A 16007-nucleotide genomic window follows, 5' to 3' on the forward strand; every position below is an offset into this window, starting at 1 on the left:
TCTGCGGTGAGCGGTGTGCTGGTCGGTGCCGGCGAGCCGGCATCACTGGACGGTGCGGTGCTCCCTGAGCATCGCGATCTCCTCGGGGGTGAGACCGAGCCGCGCGAGCAGCCCGGTGGTGTGCTCGCCGAGCCCCGGGACGTCACCCATGGGGAGCTCGACGTCGCGGAAGTTCATCGGCGGCAGGAGGGCACGGACGGGGCCGGCCTCGGTGCCCACCTCCCGCCATCGGTCCCGCTCGTGGAGCTGCGGGTGCTCGATGAGGCCGGCCATGTCATTGACCTGGGCGGCGGCGACCCCGGTGGCGCCCAGGGCGCGCTCGAGCTCGGCCGTGGTCATCCTCCGGCTGCGCTCGGCGACGGCGGAGTCGAGCTCGACGCGGTGGGCCACCCGATCGACGTTGGTGACGAAGCGGGGATCCTGCGCGAGTGCCGCGTCAGCGAAGACCTCGTGGCAGAGCAGTTGCCAGCCACGGTCGTTCTGGATGCCGATGAGCACCTGGCCGTCGATCGTCGGGTAGGCGTCGTAGGGGGCGATCGCCGCGTGACTCAGGCCCATCCGCGGGATCTGGCGCCCCTCGTACAGCTGGACGTACATCGGGTGGCCGAGCCATTCGACCGTGGCATCGAACATCGAGACGTCGATGACCGCACCCCGGCCGGTGCGCTCACGACGGAAGAGCGCCGAGAGGACCGACGAGAGGATGTACATGCCGGAGGCGATGTCGGCGGTGGGGATGCCCGTCTTCGCCGCGTCGCGAGCGGTGCCGGTGATCGAGACCAGGCCGGACTCGGCCTGGACGAGCATGTCGTAGGCCTTCCGGTCGCGGTGGGGCCCGCTCGTCCCGTACCCGGTGAGACCGACCACGACGAGCCGGGGGTTGCGGGCGGTCAGCGTCTCCGGGTCGAGACCCAGGCGGTCGGCAGCGCCGGGGGCGAGGTTCTGGACGAACACGTCGGCGTCGTCGAGGAGGCGCAGGACGAGCTCGCGACCCTCCTCGGACTTCAGGTCGAGGGCGATGGACTCCTTGCCCCGGTTGAGCCAGACGAAGTGCGAGGCGATCCCGTTGACCGAGGCGTCGTAGGCCCTGGCGAAGTCCCCCTCACCGAGCCGCTCGATCTTGACCACCTCGGCACCGAGGTCTGCGAGGTGTCGCGTGGCGAGCGGTGCGGCGACCGCCTGCTCGAGCGCGACGACCCGCACCCCCTCGAGGGGCAGATCGGCGACGGTGACCCCGAGGGGCAACTGCTCTGTCATGACCACGATCCTGCCGAGACCTATTGAGATCATCAAGCGCGACTTGGATATGAGACCAATGCTGCTTAAGTATTGATCTACTCGAATGGGACGGGGAGGTCAGGCAAGCTTGACGAGAGCCAGCTGGGCGAGCGAGGCGACGTGGCGCCCTCCGGCGAAGACCTCGCCGACTCCGTGACCGCGCCCGTGGGCCAACGTCGGGACCGAGACATCCATCTGCAGCCAGTCGGTGAGGTCGGGGAGCGAGTGGTAGACGATCGAATGGGTCAGGCTGAGGATGCGGCTGCCGGGTGCGTGACGCGAGGTGCCGGTGCGGCGGAAGGCCGGCTCGACGAGGCTCATGTCCGAGACGTAGGCGATGACGGCAGCGGTGCGGAGTGGGTCGCCGATGACCTCGCCCCGCGCCCGCCACCACAGGCTCTGCTCCGTCCGGCGCTCGGGCGCGGGCTCGAGAAAGGTCGGGGCCTCGACGTGACGCAGGTCCACGGGGCGGCGGATCCGCCACCACGGCGGGATCCGCTCGTCCCCCGCATAGCGGACCGAGAGGTCGACGAGCGACTCCGGACCGACGACCTCGCGCGGTCGCACTGACGTGTACGACGGCAGGTCGCTCCGCTCGCGCCCCAGTCGCACCGTCGCGGAGAACAGGGGGGTGCCGTCCTCGTCGTGGAGTGTGGCGCGGCGACTCACGAGGCCCGGCGCGTCACCGAGGGCGACGACCCGCCAGGTGCCACGACCACCGGTCGGCACGCCGGCGAGGAAGTCCGCGTGCATCGTCACGGGGGTGAACCCCGCGGGCAGGTCCTGCCCGGCGGCGACGACGGCCTGGGCGAGGAGCAGCCCACCGAAGACCCGGTCGTCGGGCACCGGCTGGTCCGGCGCGCTCCAGGTGCGCCCACCCTCGTCGCTGCCCTCCTCGGTCAGCGTGAGCATCTCCCACAACTGACCGAGCGTGATCTCGTCCACCATCTCTGACCTCCAGGTCTGCGCCGATGCCGCGAGCCTAAGACCAGTTTTGGTATCTATCGGCCGACGACTAATACGGATTCGACAACAGCGGGACGGCGAAGAAGTATTGGATTTCCCCGAGTTCCTCGCGGCACGCTGACAGTCAACGGCCGTCACCGACGACGGCCAGTGGTCGACGACGACCACGGACGAAGGGAGACGCCGTGCGGAGAAGAGACCTCCTCGGGCTGACCGCAACAGGAACCCTCCTCGCCCTGACCGGGTGCGGGACGAACAAGGGCGCCGCCTACGTCGACGGCAAGCTGACGATGGCGGTCGTGACGACCTATGGGACGGGCACCTCGACCTACGCGGACATGGCGGCCGTGGCCAGCGCGATCACCGACGTCAGTGGCATCCGCACGCGGATCATGACCTCGGACACGGCCATCGGACGCATCTCCCCGGTCCGGGAGGGGCAGGCGACGTTCTCCCGCACCGGCGACGACTACATCTTCGCCTTCGAGGCCGATCACGAGTTCGCCTCCAAGGCCTGGGGGCCGCAGCCCACCCGGGTCGTCTGGGCACCCACGGCCCCGCACGGCCTACTCACCCGCGAGGACACCGGCATCCGCACCCTGGAGGACCTGCGGGGCAAGAAGATCCCACGCATCACCGCCAACCCGTCGGTGAACACGAAGATCATCGTCGCCCTCACCGCTGCCGGGCTGACCGAGTCCGATGTCGAGATGGTCCCGATCTCCTACGGCGAGCAGGCGGACGGACTCAAGGCGGGCAAGATCGACATCCTCTTCCAGCAGGTCTACGGCTCCTCGCTCTTCGAGCTCGAGAGCGCCACGAAGCTGCGGTGGATCGAGATGCGTCGGGATGACGCCGCCCTGGAGAAGGCCATCGACGACCTCAGTCCCTCGCTGATGCTCGGCGAGTTCACCGGCGCCCCCGGCCAGGCCGAGGGCCACACGGACGTGGGCTACATCTATGCCGTGCCGATCATCACCTACGCCCAGACGGAGGTGGAGACCGTGCGCGAATTCGTCACCGCGATCCTCGACTCCTACGACGGATACAAGGACGCCACCCGGACGGCGAAGGACTGGTCGCCCGAGTCGGCGATCACCGAGCCGCAGCAGGTTCCCTTCCACGAGGGTCTCGTCCGCGTGCTCGAGGAACGGGACCTGTGGACCGCCACGTCCCAGAAGAGGCAGGAGACCCTCCTCGAGCGCGAGCGCCAGCTCCGCGCGGGCTGGAAGTCCGTCACCACGAACCTCACCGACACCCGAGAGATCGCGGCCGCCTGGTCGCGGTGGAAGGAGGACAACGATGTCTGAGTCCCCCACCCTCACGCCGTCCCGGGACGGGATCATGTCACCGCGTCCCCGCCTGTGGCGAAGCATCTCGCTCCTGATGACGCTCGCCGGGATCGCCGTCGTCCTCAGCCAGGTCTTCCTCTGGAACCCCTTCGGCCCGACGATGCTCACCAACCAGTTCCTCTACGTCGTCCTCGCCTGCTTCCTCTCCCAGGTCTTCATCTTCTACCGCTGGCGCAAGCCGACGAAGAGCGCGGCGGTCATCGAGGAGGAGGCGGCACCCGACCACGTCGAACCCGACGCCGCCACCGACGAAGGCACCTTCTCCGTGCCGTGGTGGGACGCACTGCTCGTGGTGGGCACCGCCGCACTGTGCCTCTATCTCGCGCTGCGCGCCAAGGACATCGTCAACCTCGGCTGGGACGTCGAGTCGCCGCTGCACATCCTGGTCCTCAGCTACCTCTTCTGGGCGGTCGTCCTCGAGGCCCTGCGCAGGACCGCCGGACCCATCGTGACGGTCATCGCCCTGCTCTTCTCGCTCTACCCCATGGTCTCGGCGTCCATCCCCTTCCCCGTCCTCCAGGGCATCCAGTACGACTCCAACGCCGCCGCCCAGCGCCACGCCCTGGGCGTCGACTCGATCCTCGGGCTCCCGCTCCAGACGGCCGCCGTGATCCTCGTCGGCTTCCTCGTCTTCGGCGTCGCGCTGCAACGCACCGGAGGCGCCGGTTTCTTCGTCGACGTCGCCCGGGCCGCCTTCGGGCGTGCCCGTGGTGGCTCCGCCAAGGTCGCCGTGACCTCGTCGGCCGGGATGGGCATGATGTCGGGCAGTGCCGTGTCCAATGTCCTCACCACCGGGCCGATGACCATCCCCGCGATGAAGCGTGCCGGCTACCCGGGCACCTATGCGGGAGGCATCGAGGCGACGGCAGCGGCCGGCGGATCGATCACCCCGCCGATCATGGGTACCGCCGCCTTCCTCATGGTCTCCTTCCTCGGCATCCCGTACTCCGAGGTGGCGATCGCCGCGGCCATCCCGGCCTTCCTCTACTACCTCGGGATCTTCGTCCAGGTCGACGCCTACGCCGCACGGCGCGGCCTGCGTGGCGAGGCCAAGCACCTCCTCCCCCGGATCGTGCCGACACTCGTCGCCGGCTGGCCGTACATCTTCGCCATCGCCCTGCTGACCTTCCTGCTCGTCGTGCGGCGTGACGAGGCGCAGGCCCCCTTCGTCACCGTGGCCGTGATGCTCGTCATCGCCTTCGCCCGGCGGACCGACCGCCTGACCATCCGCGGACTGCGCGACATCGTCGTCGCCTCGGGGCGGGCCATCGCCGAGATCACCGGCATCATCGCCGGCGTGGGTCTCATCGTGGGCGGCCTGTCGATGTCGGGGGTCTCCCTCTCCCTGGCCCGTGAGCTCGTCACGGCCGTCGGCGACAACGTCCTGCTCATCCTCATCGCCGGAGCCGTGACCTCCTTCGTCCTCGGCATGGGCATGACGGTCTCCGCCGTCTATGTCTTCCTCGCCATCGTCATGGCACCAGCGCTCATCGCCCTCGACGTGAACCCGGTGGCAGCGCACCTCTTCGTCATCTACTGGGCTGCCGCCTCCTACATCACGCCCCCGGTGGCCCTCGCGGCCTTCGCGGCAGCAGGCATCGCCAAGTCTCCACCGATGGCCACCGGTTTCACCGCGATGCGGCTGGGGGCCGTGAAGTACATCATCCCCTTCTGCTTCGCGCTCAACCCTGCACTCGTGGCGCAGGACTCGCTCCCCCGCGTCGCTCTCGCGCTGGGGCTGTCGATCATCGGCGTCTTCGTCATGGCCTCGGGTTTCGAGGCCTGGATGCCCGTCGTCGAGCGGCCCCTCGGCCTCATCGGCAGGGGTGTCGCCATCGCCGCCGGCCTGTGCCTGCTCCTGCCGGAGACCACGACGACCATCGCCGGTCTCGTCGTCGCGCTCGCCCTGGTCGTGGTCGTGCGACTGCGTCCGCCGAGCGGCCGCACCGCTGGAGGCCTGGCGTCCTCGAGCCCCGAGGCGGTGGGGGTGTGAGCGGGCGCACGACGAAGGTCACGACCCTCCGGGAGGCCGTCGCCACGCACGTGCACGACGGGATGGTGGTCGCGCTCGAGGGCTTCGGTCACCTCATCCCCTTCGCTGCCGCGCACGAGATCATCCGTCAGGAGCGGCGAGACCTCACCCTGTGCCGGATGACCCCCGACATCCTCTGCGACCAGATGCTTGCGGCAGGATGCGTCACCCGGCTCGTGGCCTCCTTCTTCGCCTCCGGGTCCGCAGGATCCCTCTACGAGATCCGGCGCCGGATCGAGCAGCACGACCCCGCGCCACTCGAGGTCGAGGAGTACAGCCACTACGGCATGTACTGCCGCTACCAGGCCGGTGCCTCCCGGCTGCCGTTCTTCCCGCTGCGCTCGTACGTCGGGAGTGACCTCCCGCAGGTCAACGAGCGCATCCGCACCGTCCCGAGCCCCTACGGCGACGGCGACGTCTACGTCGTCCCGGCTCTCAACCCCGACGTGACGATCATCCACGCGCAGCGGGCGGACGAGTTCGGCAACGCCCAGATCTGGGGCATCACCGGGGCCCAGCAGGAGGCCGCCTACGCCGCGGGGCGGGTCATCGTCACCGTCGAGGAGATCGTCTCGTCCGAGGTCGTGCGCTCCGACCCCAACCGCACCCTCGTGCCGGCCCACGCCGTCGACGCCGTCGTCCAGGTCCCCCACGGCGCGCACCCCTCCTACGCGCAGGGCTACTACGACCGGGACAGCGCCTTCTACCGCGAGTGGACGCCGATCTCCCGGGACCGGGAGGCGATCCGCGCCTGGGTGCAGGACCGGATCATCGCCACGGACGGTCATGGCGCCTACCTCGACGGCGTGGGCCGCGAGCGACTCGCCCGGCTCGATGTCGCACCCCGCCCGTCCGAACCCGTCGACTACGGAAGGAGGGGGACATGAGCACCCCGCTCACCACCGACCCGCTCTCGGACGTCCCACCGGAGAGCACCGAGTTCCTCGCCGTCGTCGCCGCGCGGGAGCTCGCCGGCGCCCGGCGCATCTTCGCGGGGGTGGGCCTGCCGACCCTCGCGGTCGACCTCGCGCGGCGCACCGTCAACGCCGACCTCGAGCTCGTCTACGAGTCCGGGGTGTGCGGTGCCCACCCGGAGGCGATGGCCGAGGGGATCGCCGACTTCGTCCTCGTCTCCGGAGCCGAGGCGGTGCTCTCGATGCAGGCACTCTTCGGCTACGTCCTCCAGGGAGGCAACGTCGATGTCGGCTTCCTCGGTGCCGCCCAGGTCGACCGGGAGGGCAACATCAACACCTCCGTGATCGGCGACTGGCACCAGCCGCAGGTCCGCCTCCCCGGATCCGGAGGTGCCAACGACATCATCGCCAGTGCCCGCGAGTGCTTTGTCGTCCTTCGGCGGCACGACCTCGGATCCCTACCGGCCGAGGTCGACTTCTGCACCTCGCCCAGCCCGGTACGAGCCCGCCGCGAGAGCGGTGCGCTCGGACCCGCCGGAGGTGGGGTCACGACGGTCATCACCCCGCTCGGGGTGCTTCGGCGCGATCCCGACGCCGTCGAGCTCGAGCTCTCGCAGGTCCATCCGGGCGTCACCGTCGACGAGGTCCGGCAGCGGACCGGGTGGGAGCTCGCCGTCCGGGACGACCTCGTGGAGACTCCGCGCCCGACCGTCGAGGACGTGCGCCTGCTGCGCGAGGAGATCGACACGGTGAGGCTGTATCTGCGTTGACCGACGACACATCGGGAGCGGTCGGCGCCGGTCGCGGCGAAGGGCGGGCCGTGTCCCCTCCCGGCCGCGCTGCCTACCTCGGCCTGCTCTCGGTGACCTCGCTCGGGACGATCTCGAGCACGATCATGTCGGCACCGATCAACGAGATCGCGGCCTCGATCGGGACCGACGGGCGCGGCGTCGTCCTCGCCGTCTCCGCCTTCACGGTCGTGATGGCACTCACCTCACCGGCGGCCGGGTGGCTCGCGGACAGGATGGGCCCGCGGGCCTACCTCTTCGTCTCGCTCGTCCTGATGGTCGGTGGCCAGGTGCTCGCCGGTGTGTCGACGAACCTCACGATGCTCGTCGTCGCCCGCAGCGTGCAGGGCGCCGCCTGCTCGGGCATCCCGGCGTGCGTCCAGTACCTGCTGGCCAGCCACTGGCCGCTCAGCCGCCGACGGTCCATGGCGGCCTGGGCGTCCGCGATCGGCGTCGGCCAGGCCATCGGCCCGCCGACCGGCGGGGCGGTGGCGCAGCTGCTCGGGTGGCGCTGGGTCTTCGGAGCGGTGGCTCTCGTCGTCATCGTCGTGCTCGTCGTCCTCGTGCGCACCCTCCCCGAGGTCGCGGTCGAGAGCGACGCCGTCCTCATGGACACGGGCGCCCTCGTCGTCCTGACGGTCGGTGGCGGTCTGCTTGCCGTCGGCTTCACGGCGATCGGTCAGGGGTACGCCGGGCCGTCGGTCGCCGTCACCGCACTCGGCGCGCTCGTCCTCGCGGTCGTGCTGCGCCCCGGCCGCCGCCGACCGGTCCTCGGTCCGGTCGGGCGCGACCCCGGGTACGCCGTGGCCACCCTGAGCGCCGCCACAGGCATGGCCACCATGGGCATCACCATCGTCAGCGTGCCCGTCTACCTCGGGACGAGGCTGGGTCTCGGGCCGGGACTCATCGGGGTGTCGACGCTCGCCCTCGCGCTCGGCATGACGACCTTCGCGCCGATCGCCGGCCGGGTGGCCGGTCGCCTCGGCACCCGACGCACCCTCGCCGGTGGGCTGCTCTCCATCACGCTCATCGCGCCCGTCCTCGGCGTCGTCGAGTCACGCGGCGAGGACGTGACGATCCTCCCCGTGCTCCTCGCCGTCCTCTTCGCCGTCGGCTGCGGCATCGCCACCATCCAGAGCATGGCCGCACTCGTGCTCCTCGACGTGCCGGGCCGGTCGGGCACGTCGATGGGGGTGCACAACATGGGCCGGTTCACCGGGCTGTGCGTCGGGTACGCCTGGGTGGCCTTCTCGCTCCCCTTCGACCAGCCGCTGCTCATCCATCTCGGCACGGCAGCGATGGCCCTCGTCTCCCTCGTCGCGCTCGTCGTGGCGGTCCAGCGGGCTCGGGTCAGTCCCCGGCCGGGTCCTCGCTCGGAAACACCCGCTGCGACATCTCGATGACCCGTCGCAACGCCGGGCTGCGATCATCCGAGCGCCAGGCCAGGCTGGCGCGGGTGTACGGGTTCACGCCCTCGAGCGGGATGATGTGCATCCCCCGGGGGTCGAGGGAGGTGAACGCGCTGTCGATGCTCAACGTGATCCCCACGCCGGCCCGCACGAGCGCCATGATCGTCCAGCTGTCGGGGGCCTGCTGGACGACCCGGGGCATGAACCCTGCCTGGTGCGCCCGCTGGAAGAGGGCGTCACGGACCACCGAACCCGTCGCCGCGTTGAGCAGCACCCAGGGCTCGTCGGCGAGGTCATCCATGGTGATGTCGTGACGGTCCCCGAGCCAGTGCCCCTCCGGCACGGCGACGACGAACCGCTCACGCTGCACGACGCGCGCCTCGAGGCCCGGTGACGGCCCCGACGCGAAGCGCACGATGGCCATGTCCAGGTCGTGGCTCATGAGCTGGCCGACCACGTCGCTGCCGTAGACGAAGCTCGTGAGCTCCAGCTCGATCCCCGGGTACCCGCCCCGCATCGCGCGCGCGAGGGCGCCGATCGGCTCGTGCGACGAGGGCCCGGCGAAACCCATCCGCACCCGACCGGTCTCTCCGGCGCCGGCATGGGCCACCGCACGCTCGGCCTTCTCGAAGGCCCCGACGATCTCCTGGGCGGGCCCGATGAGCGCCTCCCCCTGGAGGGTGAGGCGCACGGTCCGCGTGGTCCGTTCGAAGAGGGGGCTACCGAGGCTGCGCTCGAGCTGCTTGATCGTCCGGCTCAGGGGCGGTTGCGCCATGTGGAGGCGTTGCGCCGCCCGCCCGAAGTGCAGCTCTTCGGCGACGGCGAGAAAGGCCCGGACGTGGTGGAGCTCCACGCCTCACTCCCCTCCGGTTCGGCAGGTCATGCCGGAAAGTGTCGCACCCATCCACCCGCGCCGACGATCAACGCAGGGCGAGCCCACCCCCTTCGTCGACGTCGACCGTGACGCTCGACCCGTCGCGCACGTCGCCCGCGAGCAGGCCGGTGGCCAGCCGGTCACCGATCTCCTTCTGCACCAGGCGGCGCAGCGGGCGGGCACCGTAGGCCGGGTCGTAGCCCTTCTCCGCGAGCCACTCACGGGCGGGCCCGGTGACCTCGAGCTCGATCCGCCGATCCGACAGGCGGGCCGAGAGCTCACGCACCTGCAGCTCGACGATGTGGCCGAGCTCGTCGCGGGTGAGTGCGTCGAAGACGACGATCTCGTCGAGCCGGTTGAGGAACTCGGGCTTGAAGGACTGCCGCACGACCCCCATGACCGCCTCACGCCGGCCGTCCGGGTCGACCGTGGGGTCGACGAGGAACTGGCTGCCGAGGTTGGAGGTCATCACGAGGATGACATTGCGGAAGTCGACCGTCCGTCCCTGACCGTCGGTCAGACGCCCGTCGTCGAGGACCTGCAGGAGGATGTCGAAGGTCTCGGGATGGGCCTTCTCCACCTCGTCGAGCAGGACGACGGAGTAGGGACGGCGGCGCACCGCCTCGGTGAGCTGACCGCCCTCCTCGTACCCGACGTAGCCGGGGGGCGCACCGATGAGGCGCGCCACGGAGTGCCGCTCGGAGTACTCCGACATGTCGAGGCGGACCATCGCCCGCTCGTCGTCGAAGAGGAAGTCGGCCAGGGACTTCGCCAGCTCGGTCTTGCCGACGCCGGTCGGCCCGAGGAAGAGGAAGGAACCGGTCGGCCGGTTCGGGTCGGCGATCCCGGCCCGCGAGCGGCGCACCGCGTCGGAGACCGCCCGCACGGCGTCGGTCTGGCCGATGAGGCGCGAGCCGATGATCGACTCCATGCTCAGCAGCTTCTCCGTCTCGCCCTGCAGCAGTCGCCCGGCGGGGATGCCGGTCCACGCGGCGATGACCTCGGCGATGTCGTCGGCCCCGACGCGCTCCTTGACCATGAGGTCGTCGGAGTCCCGGACGGCCTCGGCCTCGTTCGCCAGCGAGAGCTCACGCTCCAGGGTCGGGATCTCGCCGTAGAGCAGTCGCGAGGCACCCTCGTAGTCCCCGTCCCGCTGCAGCCGGTCGGCCTGCGTGCGCAGGTCGTCCAGGCGCGCCTTGAGGTCACCGACGGCGTTGAGCCCGGTCTTCTCCGCCTCCCACCGCGCGGTGAGCCCGGCGAGCTCCTCCGAGGTGTCGGCCAGGTCCTTGCGGAGGCGCTCGAGGCGCTCCTGCGAGGCCTCGTCGCTCTCCTTGGCCAGGTGCAGCTCCTCCATCTTCAGCCGGTCGACCGCCCGGGAGAGCTGGTCGATCTCGACGGGCGAGGAGTCGATCTCCATCCGCAGCCGGGAGGCGGCCTCGTCGACGAGGTCGATCGCCTTGTCGGGCAGCTTGCGTCCGGTGATGTAGCGATCCGAGAGGGTCGCTGCCGCCACCAGGGCGGAGTCCTCGATGGCGACCTTGTGGTGCGCCTCGTAGCGCTCCTTGAGCCCGCGCAGGATCGCGATGGAGTCCTCGACGCTCGGCTCCCCGACGAAGACCTGCTGGAAGCGCCGCTCCAGGGCCGGGTCCTTCTCGATGTGCTCACGGAACTCGTCGAGCGTCGTCGCGCCGACGAGTCGCAGCTCGCCGCGGGCGAGCATCGGCTTGAGCATGTTGCCGGCGTCCATGCTGCCCTCGCCGGATGCTCCGGCGCCGACGACGGTGTGCAGCTCGTCGATGAAGGTGATGACCTCGCCATCGCTCGCCTTGATCTCCTCCAGGACGGCCTTGAGCCGCTCCTCGAACTCCCCGCGGTACTTCGCGCCGGCGACCATCGCGGCGAGGTCGAGGCTCACGAGGCGCTTGCCGCGCAGGGACTCGGGCACGTCGCCGTCGATGATCCTCGCGGCGAGGCCCTCGACGACCGCCGTCTTGCCGACGCCGGGGTCACCGATGAGGACCGGGTTGTTCTTCGTCCGGCGGGCGAGCACCTGGATGACCCGGCGGATCTCCGCGTCCCGGCCGATGACCGGGTCGAGCTGGCCGTCCCGGGCGGCGGCGGTCAGGTCGGTGCCGTACTGCTCGAGCGCCTCTCCGCCCTCCGCGGGGGTCTCCGAGGTGACGCTGCGGCCGGCCCGCAGCTCGTCGAGCTTCGCCTCCAGGTCCGTCGCACCGCGCTTCTCGACAGCCGCGAGGTGGCCGCCCTCGGCGAGGGCGAGCAGGAGCACGTCGAGGGCGAGGTGGGTGTCGCCCTTCGCCCGCATGAGGGTGTCCGCCTGACGCAGGACGCCGGTCAGGTCACGGCCGAGCGAAGGGGGCTGCGCCGCACCGCTCGTGGTGGGCAGCGAGGCCACCGCCCGGTCGGCCTGGGCGAGCACGTGGGCGGCGCCGGTCCCGGCCGCCCGCAGGAGGGTGTCGCACTGCGGGGTGTCGAGGCGCAGGAGTGCGCTCACGAGGTGGGCGGGGGTGACCTCGGGGTTGCCCTCGGTCTGGGCGGACCGCTGGGCGAGGGCGATCGCCTCGGCGACCTTGGTCGTCGGTTGGAAGTCCATTCTTCTCCTTCACGGCTCGGGCGGGTGGGTCTGCTCTGATCAACCTCATCAGAGTTGAGTCTATTCCGCTCAACCCTGACCGGGGTCGGGAGCCCACCTCGCGTCCTCTAGGCTGATCGCGAATCATTTGCAACAAGACGGGCGTCCATGACCACCACGCAGGCCTCCCCGGCGCCGACCGACCACGAGGCTCCCCCCGACGACCTCGGGATCGGCGCCCGTCGTCGGCACGCGATGCTCTGGGCGCTCGGCCTGCTCGCCCTCCTCGTCGCATCGGTCATCGCCTCGATCGGCGCGGGAGCGGTCGCCATCCCGCCGGGCGAGACCGCACGGATCGCGGCCTTCCACGTCCTCGGTCTCGGGGACCAGACCTGGACCCCGGCACGCGACGCGATCGTCTGGAACGTGCGCATGCCACGGGCGCTACTCGCCGTCGGCGTCGGGGCCGGCCTGTCCGTGTGTGGCATGGCCCTGCAGGCCATGGTCCGCAATGTCCTCGCCGACCCCTACCTCCTCGGGGTGAACTCCGGCGCCTCGAGCGGCGCTGCCGCGGCGATCCTCTTCGGGGCCGGTGCCGGAGCCGGAGCCCATGCCCTGCCGGTCAGCGCCTTCATCGGCGCCCTGGCCGCCTCCCTGCTCGTGCTGCTCGTCGCCCGCTCCGGCGGGAGGGTGACCTCCCTTCGCCTGCTGCTGGCCGGCGTCGCCGTCGGCTACGCGCTCTATGCCGTGACGAGCTTCCTCATCTTCGCCTCCGACTCCGCCGAGGGTTCGCGCTCGGTCCTCTTCTGGCTCCTGGGCTCGCTGTCCCTCGCCGCCTGGGGCGGGCCGCTGGTCATCGTTGCCGCCGTCGTCGCGGCCACGGTGCTGGGCCTGACCTGGCTCGGGCGCCGCCTCGACGCGCTGGCCATCGGCGACGAGACCGCACAGACCCTGGGCCTCCACCCCGACCGCTTCCGGGTGCAGCTGCTGCTCATCGTCGCGTTGTGCATCGGGGTCGTCGTCTCCGCCTCGGGCAGCATCGGCTTCGTCGGCCTGGTCGTCCCCCACCTGGCGCGGCGGGTGGTCGGGTCGGCCCACCGCCACGCCGTCCCGGTGGCAGCCCTCATGGGTGGGATCTTCCTGCTGTGGGCCGACCTCGTCGCCCGCACCGTCCTCGCTCCGCAGGAGATCCCGCTGGGCATCCTCACCTCGCTCGTGGGCGCCCCCTTCCTGCTCCTGCTCATCCGCCGCATGCACGTCTCCTCGACCTGACCACCCCCAAGGAGTCCCGCTCGTGTCCCCTCAGCTGCCCCGCCGCACCCGCATCACCGCCCTCGTGGGCATCACCGCCCTCCTCGCGTCCGCCTGCGGCAGCCCCTCGGGCAGCACGGCCGCCGAGACCCGCGCCGACGAGGGCCACTACCCCGTGACTGTGGACAACTGCGGGGACGAGGTGACCATCGAGTCCGAGCCGACGGATGTGGTCGTGCTCAAGTCCGCGATGGTCCCCTTCCTCACCTCGGTCGGTGTGCTCGACCACGTGAGCGCCAAGGCCGGCGCCTACCCGCCGGGGTACTTCTCCGAGGACGTCGCCCGGCAGGTCGAGGACATCGAGTCGCTGACCGACCGCACCGACGCCTCTGGCCACCTGCTCATCTCCAGGGAGGCCGTCGTCGAGCGTGATCCGGACCTCGTCCTCGGGCACACCGACAACCTCAGCCGGGAGTCCCTCGAGGAGGTCGGCATCCCCTCCCTCGAGGCGTCCGGCCTGTGCAGCACCGGCCTGCCGGAGCCGGGGTTCCAGCAGATCTACGACGAGATCGAGATGTACGGCCAGGTCTTCAACCGCGAGGAGGAGGCCGAGCAGGCCGTCACCGACCTCAGGGAGAGGGTCGAGACGATCACCGAGCGGACGAAGGGAGCGGAGCAGCGCACCGGCGCCGTCCTCTACCCCACCGTCGGCGGCGGGACCACCTACGCCTACGGCAACCGGTCGATGCCCGATCCGCAGCTCGAGGCGGCCGGGATCACCAATGTCTTCGGCGACCAGGACGAGCGCGTCTTCGAGGTCACGCTCGAACGGCTCCTCGAGGAGGACCCCGACGTCATCGTCCTGCTCCACTCCGACGGCGACCCCGAGGACGTCGAGCAGGCCCTGAGCGACCTCCCCGGCGCGAGCAAGCTCACCGCGGTGCGGCACCAGCAGGTGCACACCGAGCTCTTCAACTTCTCCGAGCCCGCCGGCCCCCTGGCCGTCGACGGGCTGGAGCGCCTTCTCGAGGACGTGGAGGTCGGCTCGTGATCACCGCCGCAGGACTGCACTTCTCCTACGGACGCACCGAGATCATCCGCGGCATCTCGCTCACGGCCCGGCCAGGACGCGTGCTCGGCCTCATCGGCCCCAACGGCAGCGGCAAGACCACGCTCCTGCGCCTCCTCCACGGGGGGCTCACCCCCTCCGCCGGCGAGGTGCTGGTCAACCGCACCCGGCTCGACGAGCTCGACCGGCGCACGATCTCGCAGGAGATCGCCGTCGTCGTCCAGGAGGCCGGCGGCGAGTCGACGATGACCGCCGCCGAGATGGTGCTGCTCGGGCGCACGGCCCGCCTGTCCGGGTTCCAGCGCACGAGCGAAGGGGACGTCGCCGCCGCCCGTGCGGCGCTGCACCGGGTCGGCGCCGTGGACCTCGCCCGGCGCGACTTCGCCGGGCTCTCCGGCGGGGAGAAGCAGCGGGTGCTCATCGCCCGGTCCCTCGCCCAGGACGCCGGCCACCTGCTCCTCGACGAACCGACGAACCATCTCGACATCCGCTACCAGCACGAGGTGCTCGGCCTGCTGCGCGGCCTGGCGACGACGACCGTCGTCGTGCTGCACGACCTCAACCTCGCGGCCCGGTACTGCGATGACGTCGTGCTCCTCAGCCACGGGCGGATCGCCGGGTCCGGCATCGTCGAGGAGGTCCTCGACCCCGACCTGCTCGCCCGCGTCTACGAGATCGGTGTGCGGCGCGTCGACGACACCGACGGGCTCCACCTGCTCTTCACCCCCCTTCGTCAGGAGGTCGCATGAGCACATCCGGCGCACCGGGCGCCCGTCCCGATGTCGAGCTGCAGCGGCGGATCGACGACTACTGGGACCACCGCGCGCGCGTCTACGACGAGGCGCAGCACCGCGGTGGCCGCGATGCGGTCGATCGCGACCTGTGGGGTCGGGTCTGGGCTGCGGCACTTCCCCCCGCCCCGGCCCGCGTGCTCGACCTGGGCACCGGCACCGGTCACGCGGCCTTCGTGCTCGCCTCCCTCGGTCATGAGGTGACCGGCCTCGACTCCTCCGCCGGGATGCTCGAGATCGCGCGTGCCCACGCCGAGGGGGCCGCGGCGTCGGGGCCAGTTCCCACCTTCGTCCTCGCCGATGCCTGCGACCCGGAGCTCGACGACGACGCCGTCGACGTGGTGGCGAGCCGCTATCTCATGTGGACGCTGCGCGAGCCGCTGGAGGCACTGCGGCGCTGGCGCCGGCTGCTGCGCCCCGGTGGGGTGCTCGCCCTCGTCGACAGCACGTGGTTCGACATGGGCCTCGAGGGGTCACCGCCCGAGTTCATCGAGTCCTACGGGGAGGTCATGGGCGAGCTGCCCCTGGCCACCGCCGGCTCGATCGAGGCCACGGCGGAACTGGTGCGGGCCGCGGGCTTCTCGCACGTGACGACCACCCCGCTGCGCGAGGTCCTCGCCGCCGATCGCCGGCTCGGGGTCGCCCCCGGCCACCGGCCGCGGCTGCAGTACCTGGTCCGCGGGGTCGCCTGAC

The 16007-nt window shown here is 71.0% G+C and carries 13 protein-coding genes; 9 read left to right on the forward strand and 4 right to left on the reverse strand.

The window, feature by feature from the left end; translation table 11 throughout:
- Nucleotides 1-42: 42 nt before the first annotated feature.
- Together ACR9E9_RS00985 and ACR9E9_RS00990 are read right to left on the reverse strand one after the other, a co-directional pair.
- Entirely contained in the window at nt 43-1257 is a 1215-nt protein-coding gene (locus ACR9E9_RS00985; RefSeq protein WP_435200777.1) for a CaiB/BaiF CoA transferase family protein, read from the reverse strand.
- Between the two features lie 99 nt (nt 1258-1356).
- Entirely contained in the window at nt 1357-2223 is an 867-nt protein-coding gene (locus ACR9E9_RS00990) for an acyl-CoA thioesterase (RefSeq protein ID WP_435200779.1), read from the reverse strand.
- 206 nt (nt 2224-2429) lie between these two features.
- Between ACR9E9_RS00990 and ACR9E9_RS00995 the strand changes: the two genes are divergently transcribed.
- Genes ACR9E9_RS00995 through ACR9E9_RS01015 form a run of 5 tightly spaced genes read left to right on the forward strand, consistent with a single transcriptional unit; the run spans nt 2430 to nt 8733 of the window.
- Nucleotides 2430-3554, forward strand: coding sequence for a TAXI family TRAP transporter solute-binding subunit (locus ACR9E9_RS00995; protein WP_435200781.1), 1125 nt, complete (start codon nt 2430-2432; stop codon nt 3552-3554).
- A complete protein-coding gene (locus tag ACR9E9_RS01000) occupies nt 3547-5589 on the forward strand; it encodes a TRAP transporter permease (RefSeq protein ID WP_435200783.1) in 2043 nt (680 codons plus the stop codon). Before ACR9E9_RS00995 ends, ACR9E9_RS01000 begins: the two co-directional genes overlap by 8 nt.
- Nucleotides 5586-6515: a CoA transferase subunit A gene (locus tag ACR9E9_RS01005; RefSeq protein WP_435200785.1), complete on the forward strand. Its 930-nt coding sequence runs from the start codon at nt 5586-5588 to the stop codon at nt 6513-6515. The genes ACR9E9_RS01000 and ACR9E9_RS01005 overlap by 4 nt, the downstream gene beginning before the upstream one ends.
- Nucleotides 6512-7312 carry a CoA-transferase subunit beta gene (locus ACR9E9_RS01010; protein ID WP_435200787.1) on the forward strand — a complete coding sequence of 267 codons (801 nt, stop codon included), beginning with the start codon at nt 6512-6514 and terminating at the stop codon, nt 7310-7312. The genes ACR9E9_RS01005 and ACR9E9_RS01010 overlap by 4 nt, the downstream gene beginning before the upstream one ends.
- A complete protein-coding gene (locus ACR9E9_RS01015) occupies nt 7309-8733 on the forward strand; it encodes an MFS transporter (protein WP_435200789.1) in 1425 nt (474 codons plus the stop codon). Before ACR9E9_RS01010 ends, ACR9E9_RS01015 begins: the two co-directional genes overlap by 4 nt.
- Here the strand turns inward: ACR9E9_RS01015 and ACR9E9_RS01020 are convergent.
- Nucleotides 8681-9592 (reverse strand): LysR family transcriptional regulator, encoded by a 912-nt coding sequence (locus ACR9E9_RS01020; protein WP_435200791.1) that lies wholly within the window; start codon nt 9590-9592, stop codon nt 8681-8683. The genes ACR9E9_RS01015 and ACR9E9_RS01020 overlap by 53 nt on opposite strands.
- 67 nt (nt 9593-9659) lie before the next feature.
- Nucleotides 9660-12224, reverse strand: a complete 2565-nt coding sequence (clpB, locus tag ACR9E9_RS01025) for an ATP-dependent chaperone ClpB (protein WP_435200793.1) — start codon at nt 12222-12224, stop codon at nt 9660-9662.
- A gap of 147 nt (nt 12225-12371) precedes the next feature.
- Between clpB and ACR9E9_RS01030 the strand changes: the two genes are divergently transcribed.
- From ACR9E9_RS01030 to ACR9E9_RS01045, 4 genes are read left to right on the forward strand one after another with little or no spacing between them, the layout of a single operon-like run.
- A complete protein-coding gene (locus ACR9E9_RS01030) occupies nt 12372-13475 on the forward strand; it encodes a FecCD family ABC transporter permease (RefSeq protein WP_435200795.1) in 1104 nt (367 codons plus the stop codon).
- Between the two features lie 22 nt (nt 13476-13497).
- Complete coding sequence (locus tag ACR9E9_RS01035) at nt 13498-14505, forward strand: ABC transporter substrate-binding protein (RefSeq protein WP_435200797.1); 1008 nt, start codon at nt 13498-13500, stop codon at nt 14503-14505.
- Nucleotides 14502-15272, forward strand: coding sequence for an ABC transporter ATP-binding protein (locus ACR9E9_RS01040; protein ID WP_435200799.1), 771 nt, complete (start codon nt 14502-14504; stop codon nt 15270-15272). The genes ACR9E9_RS01035 and ACR9E9_RS01040 overlap by 4 nt, the downstream gene beginning before the upstream one ends.
- Nucleotides 15269-16006, forward strand: coding sequence for a class I SAM-dependent methyltransferase (locus ACR9E9_RS01045; RefSeq protein WP_435200801.1), 738 nt, complete (start codon nt 15269-15271; stop codon nt 16004-16006). Before ACR9E9_RS01040 ends, ACR9E9_RS01045 begins: the two co-directional genes overlap by 4 nt.
- Nucleotide 16007 lies beyond the last annotated feature (1 nt).

It is taken from the genome of Janibacter sp. GS2 (assembly GCF_051200835.1).
Lineage (GTDB): Bacteria > Actinomycetota > Actinomycetes > Actinomycetales > Dermatophilaceae > Janibacter.

What these genes read in the sequence shown, in the direction of transcription:
- ACR9E9_RS00985 (WP_435200777.1), bottom strand. Translation starts at nt 1,257, where the DNA reads ATGACAGAGCAGTTGCCCCTCGGGGTCACCGTCGCCGATCTGCCCCTC.
- ACR9E9_RS01000 (WP_435200783.1), top strand. Translation starts at nt 3,547, where the DNA reads ATGTCTGAGTCCCCCACCCTCACGCCGTCCCGGGACGGGATCATGTCA.
- ACR9E9_RS01010 (WP_435200787.1), top strand. Translation starts at nt 6,512, where the DNA reads ATGAGCACCCCGCTCACCACCGACCCGCTCTCGGACGTCCCACCGGAG.
- clpB (WP_435200793.1), bottom strand. Translation starts at nt 12,224, where the DNA reads ATGGACTTCCAACCGACGACCAAGGTCGCCGAGGCGATCGCCCTCGCC.
- ACR9E9_RS01030 (WP_435200795.1), top strand. Translation starts at nt 12,372, where the DNA reads ATGACCACCACGCAGGCCTCCCCGGCGCCGACCGACCACGAGGCTCCC.
- ACR9E9_RS01045 (WP_435200801.1), top strand. Translation starts at nt 15,269, where the DNA reads ATGAGCACATCCGGCGCACCGGGCGCCCGTCCCGATGTCGAGCTGCAG.